This window comes from Microbispora siamensis (assembly GCF_016863095.1).
Classification (GTDB): domain Bacteria; phylum Actinomycetota; class Actinomycetes; order Streptosporangiales; family Streptosporangiaceae; genus Microbispora; species Microbispora siamensis.
This window is the reverse complement of record NZ_BOOF01000034.1, coordinates 36493-50224: the sequence shown is the minus strand read 5'-3', so window position 1 is coordinate 50224 and position 13732 is coordinate 36493. Positions and strand designations below refer to the sequence as shown.

12 protein-coding genes are annotated in these 13732 nt (G+C 61.4%); 7 read left to right on the top strand and 5 right to left on the bottom strand.

All coding sequences use genetic code 11. The features are described 5' to 3' along the window. Positions 1-3 precede the first annotated feature (3 nt). Entirely contained in the window at positions 4-840 is an 837-nt protein-coding gene (locus Msi02_RS27750) for a MerR family transcriptional regulator (protein WP_239108763.1), read from the top strand. Positions 841-1095: 255 nt separating this feature from the next. Here Msi02_RS27750 and Msi02_RS27745 read toward each other — a convergent pair whose 3' ends face one another. The 3 genes from Msi02_RS27745 to Msi02_RS27735 all read right to left on the bottom strand — a co-directional run bounded on the left by Msi02_RS27745 (position 1096) and on the right by Msi02_RS27735 (position 3603). Then, complete coding sequence (locus tag Msi02_RS27745; RefSeq protein ID WP_204050990.1) at positions 1096-1410, bottom strand: hypothetical protein; 315 nt, start codon at positions 1408-1410, stop codon at positions 1096-1098. Between the two features lie 915 nt (positions 1411-2325). Continuing rightward, positions 2326-2721 (bottom strand): SCO4402 family protein, encoded by a 396-nt coding sequence (locus Msi02_RS27740; RefSeq protein WP_204050989.1) that lies wholly within the window; start codon positions 2719-2721, stop codon positions 2326-2328. Between the two features lie 321 nt (positions 2722-3042). Further along, entirely contained in the window at positions 3043-3603 is a 561-nt protein-coding gene (locus tag Msi02_RS27735; protein ID WP_204050988.1) for a GNAT family N-acetyltransferase, read from the bottom strand. A 960-nt stretch (positions 3604-4563) separates the two neighbouring features. Between Msi02_RS27735 and Msi02_RS27730 the strand changes: the two genes are divergently transcribed. Continuing rightward, positions 4564-5076, top strand: a complete 513-nt coding sequence (locus Msi02_RS27730) for a hypothetical protein (RefSeq protein ID WP_204050987.1) — start codon at positions 4564-4566, stop codon at positions 5074-5076. 388 nt (positions 5077-5464) lie between these two features. On the opposite strand, the gene Msi02_RS27725 is transcribed toward Msi02_RS27730, so the two are convergent. Continuing rightward, positions 5465-6463 carry a hypothetical protein gene (locus tag Msi02_RS27725; RefSeq protein ID WP_204050986.1) on the bottom strand — a complete coding sequence of 333 codons (999 nt, stop codon included), beginning with the start codon at positions 6461-6463 and terminating at the stop codon, positions 5465-5467. An 829-nt stretch (positions 6464-7292) separates the two neighbouring features. On the opposite strand from Msi02_RS27725, the gene Msi02_RS27720 reads away from it, so the two are divergent. The 3 genes from Msi02_RS27720 to Msi02_RS27710 all read left to right on the top strand — a co-directional run bounded on the left by Msi02_RS27720 (position 7293) and on the right by Msi02_RS27710 (position 11641). Beyond that, positions 7293-10391: an HD domain-containing protein gene (locus tag Msi02_RS27720; protein WP_204050985.1), complete on the top strand. Its 3099-nt coding sequence runs from the start codon at positions 7293-7295 to the stop codon at positions 10389-10391. A 23-nt stretch (positions 10392-10414) separates the two neighbouring features. Next, positions 10415-11005, top strand: coding sequence for an SLATT domain-containing protein (locus tag Msi02_RS27715; protein ID WP_204050984.1), 591 nt, complete (start codon positions 10415-10417; stop codon positions 11003-11005). A 75-nt stretch (positions 11006-11080) separates the two neighbouring features. Continuing rightward, on the top strand, positions 11081-11641 hold the full coding sequence (locus tag Msi02_RS27710; protein WP_204050983.1) for an NUDIX hydrolase: 561 nt from the start codon (positions 11081-11083) through the stop codon (positions 11639-11641). Here Msi02_RS27710 and Msi02_RS27705 read toward each other — a convergent pair. Beyond that, positions 11622-12839, bottom strand: a complete 1218-nt coding sequence (locus tag Msi02_RS27705) for an NsdA family TPR-like regulatory protein (protein ID WP_204050982.1) — start codon at positions 12837-12839, stop codon at positions 11622-11624. The two genes, Msi02_RS27710 and Msi02_RS27705, sit on opposite strands and share 20 nt — an antisense overlap. A 121-nt stretch (positions 12840-12960) precedes the next feature. Here Msi02_RS27705 and Msi02_RS27700 point away from each other — a divergent pair, with 121 nt between their 5' ends. After that, positions 12961-13371, top strand: a complete 411-nt coding sequence (locus tag Msi02_RS27700; RefSeq protein ID WP_239108762.1) for a hypothetical protein — start codon at positions 12961-12963, stop codon at positions 13369-13371. Next, complete coding sequence (locus Msi02_RS27695) at positions 13368-13670, top strand: hypothetical protein (protein ID WP_204050981.1); 303 nt, start codon at positions 13368-13370, stop codon at positions 13668-13670. Before Msi02_RS27700 ends, Msi02_RS27695 begins: the two co-directional genes overlap by 4 nt. The last annotated feature ends 62 nt before the right edge of the window (positions 13671-13732 follow it).

Here is a 13732-nt window from a genome sequence, read left to right as displayed (position 1 = left end):
CCGGTGACGAGCGACGCCCACAGATGGGAAACGGCCATCACCGGCCCGGACGGTTCCGACGGCCTCACCGTCGGCCGGGCGGCCGCACTCGTCGGGGTCAGCGTGAAGACGCTGCATCATTGGGACGCGATCGGCCTCGTACGCCCGAGCGGGCGCACCTGGGCTGGATACCGGGTGTACTCCGGTGACGACGTCGCGCGGATCCACCGCGTCCTCGTCTACAGGGAGATCGGGTTTCCGCTCGCCGAGATCGGCCGGATCCTCGACGACCCGGGCGCCGGCGCGCGCGATCATCTGCGCCGGCAGCGGGCGCTGCTCGTGGAGCGCATCTCCCGGCTGCGGAAGATGGTCGGCGCGGTCGACCGCATGCTGGGGGCGTCGAGCATGGGCATGCGGTTGACCCCGGAGGAGCAGGTCGAGATCTTCGGCGACGACTGGCAGCCCGCCTGGGTCGACGAGGCCGAGGACCGGTGGGGAGACAGCGCGCAGTGGGCGCAGTACGCCGAGCGGGCCGGCGAGATGACCCCGGAGGACTGGAAGACGGTCGCGGCCGAGACCGGCGCCCTGAACGCCGACTTCGCCGCCGCGAAGCGTGCGGGCGTCACGCCCGGGTCCGTCGACGCGAACGCCCTCGCGGAGCGGCACCGCGCGTTGATGTCGCGGTACTTCGACTGCACGCACTCGATGCACGCCTGCATCGGGCGGATGTTCGCCGCCGATCCCAGGTTCGCGGCCCACTACGACGCGGTCGTGCCGGGCCTGGCCGTCTGGCTGCGCGACACGATCTGCGCGAACGCCGAGGCGCACGGCGTCGACCCGGAGTCCGCGACCTGGCGGTAGCGGGCGAGGTCCGGCAGTGTCGTCAGCGCAGGCCGAAATGGGGAAGGCAGGGCTCCAGGCCGTGGATGCCGACGGGAATCGGGCTGGTGAACGCGCCGTGGGCCAGGCGCAGGCGCCGGCCGATGGTTCGCCGGCCGCGCAGGGTGGCGCAGTTGCAGCCGGGGCGTGCTCAGGCGCAGCTTGAACAGAGGACAGTGATCGGGCATGGCCACAAAGTGGCCGAGACGCTGTGGCGGGTGGCAAGAACGTCAGTCGTCAGGCCAGCGCCAGGCACAGCGCGAACGGGACGGGGATGAGCACAGCCGCGCCAGCCCAAGCGGCCAACCGTCGTCCGCTCTCAATCGGGAAGATCACATCGATCACCACCACCAATGCCAGCATGAGGACGCCGGTCGCAGCCAGGAGAAGCATGACGATGCTGGCGTGATCGAGAGTGGTGTAGTTGCAGTTGGTGAGATCCGGCTTGGCCAGGTCCTCCGTGCTTTTGCAGTCCATCGGCATGTACTCGGTCAGCAGCCACCACGCCAGATAGAGCGGCACAACCGCGGGCACACCGAGCCCCAGGTTCACCAGAACGGGACCCCAGAGGCCACCCCTCGTTCCTCCCTCAAGCCGGGCACGTGCATCAGTCCTGTTACGGGCCATCGCCACGCTCTTTCTCGTGCTCCTGCCGGCTTCCGAGGAGAAACGGGAACCACCTCGTATGACATGCGGAGGTTACTCGGGGGAGCCCCGGGTGTGGAACGAGCGGCGGTTCTGCCTCGACAGCTTGGGGATCCGCACGGTGAACGGCATTCCCGCATCCATCAGGTCGAGCCTCGCGAACCCGATGAACTCCCCGTGCCACAAACTTGCACGGCTCAGAAGCCGAAGCCGTTCCGGTCCAGGTTGATGCTAGGCCTGCGGTGGCCTCGAAATGAGAATGGCCCACTTCGCGCCTGCGGGCACCTCTACCCTGATGCTACGAACGGCTACGTCGTCAGGGATCATGCCGATCCGAATGTTGCCAGGCCCGACAGAGCATTGGTGAGGCAGTCGAGACTGATCTACGTGAACAATCATCGTCCCACTTGCTCCGACGCAGTCGAGGGTGAGGCGAAACGACGCCCTCATCTTGAGTTTTGTGCTCCAGGCGGAGTTCTGGCCCTGCTCATCGACGTGATGAAGTAACACTTTACCTTTGATGCCTCGCGCAAGATCAGCGAGAGGGCGCATGGTTGCAGGTGGATCGATCAGGCCGTAAGGCTTTGATCTGGAATCCTGGCCGTGTTGGCCACGAACCGAAACTGTGCAACCCGTTAGAAGCGAGACGACGGAAATGGCCAAAACAAACTTCCGCACATAGCCCCCTCTGGGGATCAAGACGGGACAAGACTATGGCAGTGGTACTTCCCGCACCAGTCGCTTTGGTCTGACGCTCCTATGTGCAAGAGGTCTGGCGGGGAGATACCTCATCGTTGCCTTGCGGTGTGTTCGGGGAGGCCGTTACGAGTTCTCCTTGTCCGGCGACAGAATCTGGAGGGCGGCATTGGCCGCGTGCAGGACGCTCATCCATGCGGGATGGTCGAGGTAGGCGTGGTCTGGGGCGGTTGGTCCAAGGTCATCGAGAACGCGAAGGAGGGCGTCGACCACGAGTTGCACGCGGTCGGCTTCTTGCTCATCCCGGAAGAGTTGTGGGACCAGTGCTCGTGCGCCGGCTTGGTCGATGAAAGTGTCGTCGATCAGCCAGTGAACGGCGGCGGTGAGGTCTGGCCACCCGTGTCCTGATCGCCAGTGTCGCTCTTGATAGTCGCGGTCGCCGAGGGCTTGTAACGCGTTTAGAACGTCTTGACGTTGCCCTGGCCACTGCATCCGCCGTGCCGCGGAGGCGTGTTCGTCCACGATGCCACGCTACTGAGAACCGGTACTTGGCAGGGGAATCCTGGCGATATGCGACAAGACACCCCCCTGGGGTCTACTCCGTGCTGGCCGGTGTTTCCTGGTCCCGGTGTCTGTTGTGGTCGTCGACGAGGACATGGTAGATCACGTCTGAAAGGTGCCGTTGCAGGACGCTAAGGCCGCCCTTTCCCGGTATCCCTGGTGGTCTCCTGGCGTCGTTTGACCAGGGCAGGGGTGCCTTCGTGGCAACGAGCCTGGGTGACGGCGATGCGATGCGATGTGGTGTTGAGTTACCTGTTTTCGCCGCGGTCGGGGCGGTGACGGTCATCGTTGCCGCTCCAGGCGGGGATCGGGGCGATGCTGCTTCCGCGTTGTCTCGGGACTCATGTAGTAGTGCAGCAAAGCGTTCTCGCCTGCTGCGTTCAGCCACTCGGCTCGGGCGCTTGCCACGCGTTGCCATCCGGCACGTTCGTACAGGGCGATGGCCGCGTGGCCGTCGTCGGATACGTCGAGCACGAGAGGTATTCCTAGATCGGCGGCCTTCTTGCCGACCACGTCGAGGAGGCGAGTGGCATGCCCGTAGCCTCGCCCCTGAGGAGTGACGAAGAGCCGGGTGATCGATCCGACCGGACCGGCCGACGTACCGATGGCCTGGGCGAGGGGCGGTTCAAGCGTTGCCGCGTCCAGCTGTGAGAGCCCCACGTGTCCGACGACGTCAGAGCCTTCAACCACCACCCATGCTTGAACAAGGTTGGAAGGTGTCAGCCATCGCCCGGGATCGGCGGGCCAGTCCACTGGATAGCGATCGCAAGCATGCACAGTGGCGAGAGCATCGATGCAGGCACGCAGATCCTTGATGGTTCTTGAACGGATCAAAGGGCTCATCACCCAGCGATTTTCTCAGGGCGCAGGCTTGATCAGGTCAGCCAGGATCAGAACCTGTATTCGTGGACCGTTGGGGACCCGGCTTCCGTGTGGAGCGGGTGACGGGGATCGAACCCGCGCTGTCAGCTTGGGAATTGCATGGATCACGGCCGTTAGGGTCACTGACCTGGGCTTGGGGTCGGTCACGAGTGACGGTGGTTGCCCCCTCATCGCCCTGCTTAATGGCCCGCCAATGGCCCGGCGAGCTGGCTGTCGGCCGTCTGCTACTCCTCGACGGTCCATCCTCGGTCGAGGCTGCGGAGCAGTTCTCGGACCAGCCCTCGTGTCTGTGTGTCGTGCTCTGCGATGGTGCGCATGGTGTCGGCTGCTTGCTCTACCCGCTGTATTATCGCGGGGATGATCTCGACTCGGTGTCCATCCTGATCTGTGTACGCCTCGAAACCCGGTTCGGGTTGGAAGCATCCCCACCAATCCAAAAGGACGCATAGGGCGGTGTTCCTTGGCGCGCCGGGGCAGGTGGCAATGATGTGCAGCAATACGTCTGTGCCTGCGACAGCGGCCGGGTAGAGGGTGCCGGCGTGATCATTACCGACGACTGAGCGAATACCGTGGCCCTGATCCTCGTCAGCCCATGTCGTCCGCATCAAGGCCCTGAAGGCCTCCGTCACACATTGGGGCGAGTACCACTTCGGGCCGGGAATTGCAGCCCAGTCCACGGATTGGAGATCCACGAAGGTCAGCGTACGAGGAGGAGCCGACCCGTGGCCTTACAACGCGGCGCGTACAGCCCGCCCTCCTGATCACCCCGTATGCCGTCAACCGGCCTTGGTCTGCTCGGCTTGTCCCGGGTCTTCCATCACGTACTGGAGTACGCGGGCATCGACGGACAACGCGAGATCGCCAACCAGTGCATAGAGGCGCTCTGGCCTCATGAGTGATCAATCGCGGAATACTGGTCTGGTGGAATTCTCCCCTGAGCTCAGGAATCGGTTGGCTGAGCTGCGAGGTGACCTTCTCTGGGGGCGGCTCTCCGGGACCGCGCCGGAGGCCGGTTGGCTGGCTTGCGAGCTCATCGAGGCCGGTCTCAACTGTCCTGCCGTCTGGGAACTCGCGGGCCACGCATTGTCCATCGGTTCCATGACCGAAGTCGAGCCGCTCGTCCGTGAGGTGCTGGTCGAGAGCGGCTTTCCGCCCATTGATCTCCAGCGCACGCCATGGGAGGTCGCCCGGGATGTCGCGCGGGGCATCGCTGAGAGCACGGTTCCGATCGCCAAGGGTGCGGACTTCCTGATCTTCGAACTCGGCGACAAATGCGATCGTCCCAAGGAGATCTATCTGCTGCAGGGGATGGTGGATGACTGGGAGGACATACGGGACACCCCACCAAGTGACGACGAGATCCGAGAGCAAGCGAGAAAGATCGCCGACGCCGCAACAGACCGGCTGGCGGCGGTGGTGGATCAGGAGTCGTAAGAAGTGGGAACGGCGTCAGTGAAGGGTCTCGGAGCTTCGGGCCCTTCGGCGTTCTCAGGAGCGTGTCTCATCCCGCAGAGGCCCCGAAAGCGCCGTGCGACCTGGGGAAACGCGACCAACATCATCCCGCGTATATCCCGTGACTGGCGATAAACCGTGGCTCTCGGCGACGTACGCGATCGCGGCACGATCAAGCAGAAGCCCAGGTCAGAGGCCAACCAGGCTAGGTGGGGAGCGCGCCCTGAGGGATTCGAACCCCCGACCGTCGGATTAGAAGTGGATCGCCGTTTCTTGACCCGATGGTGCGCTGACCTGGGGCCGATCTGTCGGCCGTGCTCGTCCCAAGAAAGAGCATTCCGGACATGTTCCGGATCTTCGGGATGGGAGGTCAGGAGCCCAGGTTGGCCAAGAGGGCAGGCATAGGTCGATGCGCGGAGGGGTTGGGCCGGCTCGTCACAGTGAAGGGAAACTTGTTGTCGATCCACAGCAGACCCGCCAACTCTGCGGGCATGTCCCACCGAGGCGGAGGGATGGCAGCCTCGCCGATGTAAGTGTCCCCGGGTTTGAACTGGAAGGTGATGACCTGCTCGCCGGTAAGTAGGTCGTCGAGTTCTCGAAGCCCCAGGCCGGTGAAGGGGTGGGCGCCAACCGCCACCACAAGCGGGAGCTCGTGCTCCTCAACCAGCTTTCGATACTTGCTGATCTTGCCTCTAACGGGCGTGACAATCTGTGCCGCGCTGATCTGGCCAGCGATTGAACTGGGTGGCTCGAAGCAGGCATACAGGCCGAATGGAGAGGGGAGGGTTCCTCCGTAGCCGTCGCCCTGAATAAGGAAGGTATAGCCGAAGCTAGTGGGTATGCGGGACGGGCAAAAAGGGCTGCATAGTGCCTTCCGCACCTCTCCCGCGATCTTCTTAGCTACCTTTGACTCCGGGGCTGCGATCGGCCTGTCGGTAGGTTCTAGCATGAGAACTACACCGATCGGGATCGTCTTGATGTGCTGGGTCAGTTGGTGCCACGCCCGCATGTTCTTGTAGGTCACCTGCGCTGGCGATGCGGTGTGGACCTCGACGATACACAGCGGCTCACCTGTGGCTGAAAACACCGTCCAATCAGGAGTCTGGTGGTACCAGGAGTGATCGTAGGTAACTGTCAGCCCTGTTTGACGGAGCGCGGCACCGACTGCCATCTCGAAGTGGACAGACCAATAGTGATCGTCTTGCCACACCCTTCGGGCGAGTTGGTCAGCCTGCTGGACGGGCAATTTCGATAGCTGCTCGTCCAGCCATTCCCGACGAGACGCGAACTCCTCATTGACGGCGTTCTCGTAGGTGAGAGCGCGACCCTGTGGCGTCTTGTTGCCATGGCGCCTCCGGTACTCGTCCACGAACTCAGGTCCGAACCGACGCGAAGGTATAGACGTAGCTTCCACGTTGCCCAGTGTGACGGGCTGGCCACACGACCGAAAGCGGGTTTTGCTGTCGTATAGAGAAGCGTCCGCGCTGACTGATCGTCCCGTCGCCTTCGTCCCACCCGCAGGGGAAGCGGGCCAGGGCCACGGGGTCAAGGTGGAGCGCCCTACTGGACGAACGACCTTGACCCCGTGGCCATGGCCCGCTCGGCTTGTCCTGGGCGATGGCGACGGGACGATCAGCCTCCGCAACCACTTACGGTCTCGCCCCGTGGCGCGGGCGATCATCCCGGAGCCAGAGGCCCCCGCCGGAGGCATAGAGGACAGCAACCCCGTGGATTCGTTCGGTAGTACCACGGCGGCCTGCCGGTGGGGCCAGTGGGCGGCGCGGGGCTGCATCGGCGAGCGCGGTGGGTACGGCGTGGCATGCGTGCAGTGGGCGGCCCGAGCCGCTGCCGGCCGGGACCGGCCCCCAGGCCGCACGCCCGGACGGCGGGCGGGCGACGGGCCGCAGTGCGGCGGCGCGCCGCGCCGCCGCCTTGATCCATAAAAGCGAAATTCGGCAACCAGGTATGTTGCATTTCGATCGAGCCCATTGCTCTGGTTCACATGGAGACTGGCAAGGCCTCGAAGCTATGCAGCCAAACGGGTTTAAGTGGCATCAGCATATCAACTATGACATAAGGGATTAAGGCGACTTATCGGACATGTTTGGTTCGGTGGGCCGTGAGACCTGTAACATCGTTGCCGATACACCGATGTATACGAAAAACGATATTCGCCCTAGAGGGAGGATTTTCGGGAAATGTTGGATGCAACGATCTCGTACGCTGAGAAGTCGGCCGAACAAGCTTCGAAACTGCCGGCTTTTGGCGGGTTTAGCCTCCTCCAGGCGAAGCGTGAGATTACGGAACTCTTGTCAAGAATTGGATCTCATAACATATTTGACGAATACACTAAGCACGACATTGGTCACGTGGATGCCATGCTTAGCCATCTTGAGTGGATCGTTCCTGATGCCACTAAGAAGATCATGACGTCAGCGGATTGGCTTCTTACGGTTCTGGCGGCTTACTTCCATGATCTCGGAATGTTAGTGACTCGTGAAGAGTATGCGAGCAGGGAACAGTCCGCCTTTCCGGCATTCCGCGATGAGATCTTGCGCGCTGATGACGATTTGGGGCGAGACTATGTTGCACGTCTTCGTGACCTGAACGAGGATGAGCGAGAGCGGTTTCTATATCAAGAATTCGTGCGCACGTATCATGCATCACGGGTCAGGGCATGGATAGAGGGGCGTCCAGCTCCGTCTATGGGTATAACCTCTGAAATCGCTGCTGAAGTGCAGCGTATCCTTGGTGCATTAGATGACGTGTTTCTTGACGACTTGGCAGTGGTATGCGAAAGCCACCACCTCGACGATCTTCATGATCTGACGCGTTATCCTGTATCCCGACCGTACGGCGGTCATCCTCAAGAAACGGCGAATGTGCAATATGCAGCGGTTCTCCTTAGGACAATCGATCTGCTGCATATAACTAAAGATCGCACGCCGTCAATTACCTACAGGATTATCAATCCCAGAGATCCAATTAGTCAAACGGAGTGGGCCAAACAGTCTGCCGTTCGCGCGGTTAGGGCCCGATATGGTGTAGACGCCGAAGGCAACCTATCTGCAGATATGCCGCGCGATACTATTGAGGTTCACGCGCGGTTCTCAAATGCCGATGGCTTTTTTGGGCTAACTTCGTATCTAACTTATGCTCAAGAGCAACTCCAAAAAAGCCATGAATGGATTGCAGCGTCTTCGCGTAGTCGAGGAACTTTTCACGAGTTCCCTTGGCGCAAAATCGATACTAGTAATATCGAGACTAGAGGCTTCCTCTCGCAGCCGTTTGAATTTACGCTCGACCAAGCTAAAATTCTCGACCTGCTAACCGGTCATACACTCTATAACGACTCCAGTGTTGTGCTTCGTGAACTGCTGCAAAACTCTATAGATGCGGTGCGACTTGCGCATGGAAACCAGGCCCTTACTGATGGCCGCATCCAGGTTAGGTGGAACGAGAACGAGCGAAGTCTTGAGGTGTGGGATAACGGCACGGGTATGACTCAAGAAATTATAGAGAAGAATTTCCTGCGTGCTGGCTCTAGTCGTTATCAGGACCCTCAGTTCCAAAAGGAGAACCCCAACTTTCACCCCATCAGTAGATTTGGGATTGGCGTTCTCTCTGCGTTTATGCTGGCCGATCAAGTGGAGGTGGTCACCTGTCACAAGGAGCAACAAGAGGCCCGTTACCTTTCCCTTCGCTCTGTGCATGGAAAGTATCTGATCCGACTTTTGAACAAGAGCGAGGATGCTATTGCGAGAGAGATCGGCTCGCATGGCACAATGGTGCGGCTTAAGATACGTCCCAGCGCAATAATGCCGGATGTGGTGGGTCTCGCCCGGCGCTGGATTGTCCTTCCTGGCTGCAGGATTTCCGTTCACGTGGAGGCAGGTGAGGAAATATCGGTAGGGTATGATTCGGTGGCTGATGCTCTCCGCGCGTCCCTGCGCGAGGCGGGGATCACAGTAGAAGATCCAGACACTCATTCCGAGACGAAACGGCCAGTCCGTATTGTTGAGTACGGAAAAGGGAATTTGTCCATTGCCTACGCTGTCGTCTGGGATCCTTACTTCAAAGAATGGTCGTTTTTGACGCCGCCATCGAGTGACTCGCGTCTTCGGCGAGCCGGCAAAGGCCGTTCTTACTATTGGTGCGGCATGTGCGTCGAGGGGATAAGGGTAAACTTCGAGGCTCCAGGTTATCGGGAGGACTCGCCTATATGGGCGATAGGTAATGCTTCCGGACCGGGGGCACCTAGGACCAACGTGGCTCGCTCTGCATTGGAAGTTACGTCGGAGTTCAGGGAGACGCTAAAGGGAGTGTACGACGCCTACTGTGATCACGTGGTAAGCGAAGTCCGTGACCTCCACGAGAATCGTAGCTACTCGCTAACCTGGGCTACTGGAGAAGCGTCCATTCTCTTGCACCCTCTGACGAATAGTCGAGGGGGCGTAGAATTACCTCAGCTTCTGCAGGAATCGCTCAAAAAGGTGCCGATATATGTTGTCGAAGAGAACGGAAAGAGGACGCAGGTCTCCGCGAGCGAGCTTGGCGAGCAAGAGTTTCTTTGGACAATCGAGAGCGGATTCGCTGAGCACATCGAATACCTTCTTCGAGAAGTTCCGGGTTCAACCTCGTTCTCTGACTTCCGAAAGGTTCTAGGAGGGGAACATCTCGCACTACCTGATGGGCCTATCCTTTGTACTCGCTTAGGCAGATCGATCACCGATGAATTGTTGCGCGAATCGTGGCAGGTGGCCGAGATCCATGGAGATATCGCGCGGCGGCGTTGTGATGCGAAGTGGATTTCTAAGGAAGCGGGAGCTCTGTGGAGTAGCGATGAGATCTGGAGCAGTGGTATTGATCTCGGTCGGCTCTCGGAGCGGACCGACAGAAACCTTAGAAGCTCCTTTTCGGCACCTATTCGCGTGCCGCTTAGGCCGGTAGAATCAAGTGGCTTTACGTCAGGCGAAAGCGCGGTTGTCGTAGGGGGGAGTAGATACCTTCTTAGTAGTAACCCGTGGCGAGAGGCGGTGCCGGCGCTTGCTAACCAAGGAGGTTGCAGCCTGGACGAGAAGGATCCGTCCCTTGTTGCCCTCTCTGTCTTGCTAACACTCCTCGCGGATCACCGCGGACGCCTGGAGCCCTTGGTGGATACCATTCGCCAATCTGAGATCGCCGATTTGCTTGATCTAGATAGTTGTATGGAGATCTGGCGTGACTCGAAGTGGGATGTATTTGACGCCAGACGGTGGCGTCGTTGGAATGCATCGGAAACCTCGTACTTTGATTAACCGCTTTCGAAGGCTGGGGAACTGTGTCTGGGGCTAGATTCATTGAGAAGGGAGATATCTTCTCCAACGCTTTTCCGGAAATGCCATGGGAGGAAGGCGCCACGCGTTGTGCGCACATTCTCTACAGGTGGGCAGAGGATGTAGGAATTACTACCCTTAACTGGTATATGCATGAAAAGCGAAAGAAGGCCAAGTGGTCTAAGCGCTTGCGTGTATACGCTGCAGCATTTCTCACCATAGGTGGCTTATTCCCGGTTGTTGCAGTGGCTGCAAGTCAAGCGGAGCTGGCTATTTGGGGATATCTATTTCTTGGAATGGGTGCGGCCGGAATCGCCTTGGATCGGGTTTGCGGGTTCTCCTCGTCCTGGATGCGGTATGTATCATCCGGAATGGCGGTACAGCGCATCCTGACAGACTTTCAAATATCGTGGGCTGAAAGATTTGCCGCAACGGAGCCCAGGCAAGAGGTGGAGGTTTCCTTTGTGGAACTCTTGGGTGAGGTTCGCAAGTTTGCCCGAGAATTAAATGAACTGGTCGAGCGAGAAACGGCTCTATGGGTGGGGGAGTTCAGTACAAACCTCGCTTCCTTGGAATCGGAGGCATCGAAATTGTGAGGCCAACCGCTCGCCGCACTCTCCACCACTGAGATCCAGGTGTACGTGAGCGATGTTGGGCGGTAGCTTCGCTGTGTGGCTACCAACGAAGAGCGGTCGCGGTGGGTCGTGCATGGTGAGCGGCTGATCTATGACAACCGGTGGATCCGGCTGGGCTTGGTGGACGTCGAGATCCCGGACGGAGAGCGGTTCGAGCATCACGCGGTGCATCTGGACCGGGCGGCCATCGCTGTGGTGGTCGACGAGCAACATCGGGTGCTGATGATGTGGCGGCATCGCTTCCTGTTCGACCGTTGGGGCTGGGAGCTGCCGGGCGGCCTGGTCGACTCGGGGGAGGATCCGATGACGACGGCGGCCCGTGAGGTGGAGGAAGAGACCGGTTATCGGGTCAAGGAGATCGAGCACCTGGTGACCTATCAGCCGATGGCCGGCATGGTCGACTCGGAGCACAACCTGTTCCTTGCCCGCGGCGCCGAGCTGGTGAAGGAGCCCAGCGGGGAGATCGAGGCGGACCTGATCGAGTGGGTCCCAATGAAGGAGATCCCGGACATGATCGCCCGGGGGGACATCTGGACCTCGGGAACGCTGGTGGGTCTGTATGCGGCTCGGGATCGGCTCAACGGAAAGCGCGGTTAAGTCGCCGGCTGAGCTCGTCGATGCGCTTGCGCTGTCGGCGTGAGCCGGTCATGGCCGCGAGGTGCTTCGCGCGCTGGATGTGTGGTTGGGCGGCCTCCGGGTCGCCCAGGGCCAGCAGGGCGTGTCCCAGGTCGCAGCGAAGCGCGGCCTCGGCACGGTTGTAAGTGCCGTCCATCCCCGCCAGCGCTGAGCGTAGGTCCTCGATGGTGCCGGGGTCGCCAAACCGGACGAGGCAGTTGCCGCGCCACCGGGCCAGATGGTGGATGTCGAGCGACAGGTAGGGCATGTCCGGGTCGCTGTGCCCGCTTGGCAGGAGAGCGGAGGCCTGGTCGAGTGCGGCCCGGCAGGTCGCCTCGTCGCCCAGGATCGCGGCAGCTTCGGCCTCGGCCGCTGAAAGCCACGAACGCAGCCGAGCGGGGATGCGATCGCGATAGACAGCCTGCACGTACTGCAGCACCTCGGTCGCTCGGGCGGGCTGTCCCAGGTCCATAAGCACGTATGCCTGTTCGGCGGAGACGTGAGCAATGACGGCCGGGTCATCGGCTTCGCGGGCGGCGGCCTTTGCGTTCTCGTAGTGGTTCCAGGCGTCGTTGAGAGCGCCGGTGTTGATGGCCTGCCATCCGGCCAATGACTCCGTTTGCGCAAGGACGTGAGCGAGCTGTGCGCGTATGCCGGGCCGTACGGCATGACGCTGTGCGCGTTCTATCTGGGTGATTTGGGCGCGCATTTTGTCGGCGATGGCGGCGCTGCCGAGTCGGCGGTCCAGTAGGCGCAGATTGTTGGTGTCGGTGTTGAGGATCATCACCATCGTCGGGTCGATGGCGGCGGCGGCCTCGATGCGGGCGGTGAGTTCCTCGGTTTGCTCCTGGTGCTCGTCGCCGTGGTCGCCAGTGGGCGAGGCGATGTCGAGCGGGGCGAGGCCGAGCAGCATACGCGCGTGATCGGGCAGGCCGAGGCCGGCGGCAATACGCTCGTAGACCTCAAGATCGGTGACCTGTCGCTGTCTTCGCATGAGCTGACTGATCCGGCCCTGGGCGATGCCAGTGGCGGCGCTGAGACGGACCTGGCTGGCGCCCGCGTACTTGACAGCGAGAGTGAACAAGCCCGCTACGTCGCGTTTTCTGAGGATTTCCCTGCTTTCGTCGCGGTCCCATACCCGTGCGGGTAGCTGGATCGGCTCGAAAGCGTTCCCGTGCATTCCGGCCTCCGGTTGTTCGCCCAGGCTGGTGGTGCATGGCTCGTGCTGAGAACTCTATATCGCACGGTGATATATCCCCCGGGAATAGGACTGGATTCGTCTGCGATCCATTCTTTCCGGCATGACCACACCAGTTAAGTGCACCGCGTGCGACGGTCGCGGCTGGAAGATCGTCACGCGACGCGGGCAGGTCGCCGCCGTGGCGCTCGGCCTGGAGACCTCGTCGCGGGAGGACTGCCTGCACTGCGACGGCGGACAGGTGCTCGTGGAGATGTTCGAGTGGGAGGTCTTCGTCACCGCTGACGGGACCGACGTGCTCGGGCCGTGCGGGACCAGCGCGGGACAGGCCACCTCGATGGACGAGCTGCGCACGGCGCTGCGCCGGATGGATCCGGCTCGGCGGCCGTGGGGGAGGATCACGCACCGGGTCTACGACTTCGGGACCGTACCGGATGACTGGTCCCGCCGGATTATCTTCCGGGCGACGCTTGATGCGGCCGGGCAAGTCCGTTTCGAACGGACCGACCGGTGAGCAACCCCACCCCGGCATGGGGCGGGCCGTGCCCATCCCCACATCTCCCGCCACTGCAGAACGGGGCCAAGCCGCTCGCCTGGCACAAGCCCGGGCAGTTCACCTCGTCGCGGGTGCTCGCCTGGACCTGCCACGAGCACCGCAACACCTGGTACGAGCTGTGCGCAGCTGGCGGCCTGGCCTACATCCGCCGGTTCAAGGGGGATGAGTTGAAGCCGGAGGTAGCGCACACCCATGCCTGGCGGGTGGCCGAGGCGCGGGCGGTGTGGCTGGCGCTGCTGTCCGGGCGGGCTCAATAGCCTTCCCGCTGGTGGCTGAGGTCCTGACAGACATTCGCTTAGCCGCTACTGTGCTTATGCAG

Excerpts from the sequence above, each read along its gene's own strand:
- Msi02_RS27705 (WP_204050982.1), bottom strand. The coding sequence starts at position 12,839 with ATGCACGGGAACGCTTTCGAGCCGATCCAGCTACCCGCACGGGTATGG.
- Msi02_RS27700 (WP_239108762.1), top strand. The coding sequence starts at position 12,961 with ATGACCACACCAGTTAAGTGCACCGCGTGCGACGGTCGCGGCTGGAAG.
- Msi02_RS27735 (WP_204050988.1), bottom strand. The coding sequence starts at position 3,603 with ATGAGCCCTTTGATCCGTTCAAGAACCATCAAGGATCTGCGTGCCTGC.
- Msi02_RS27720 (WP_204050985.1), top strand. The coding sequence starts at position 7,293 with ATGTTGGATGCAACGATCTCGTACGCTGAGAAGTCGGCCGAACAAGCT.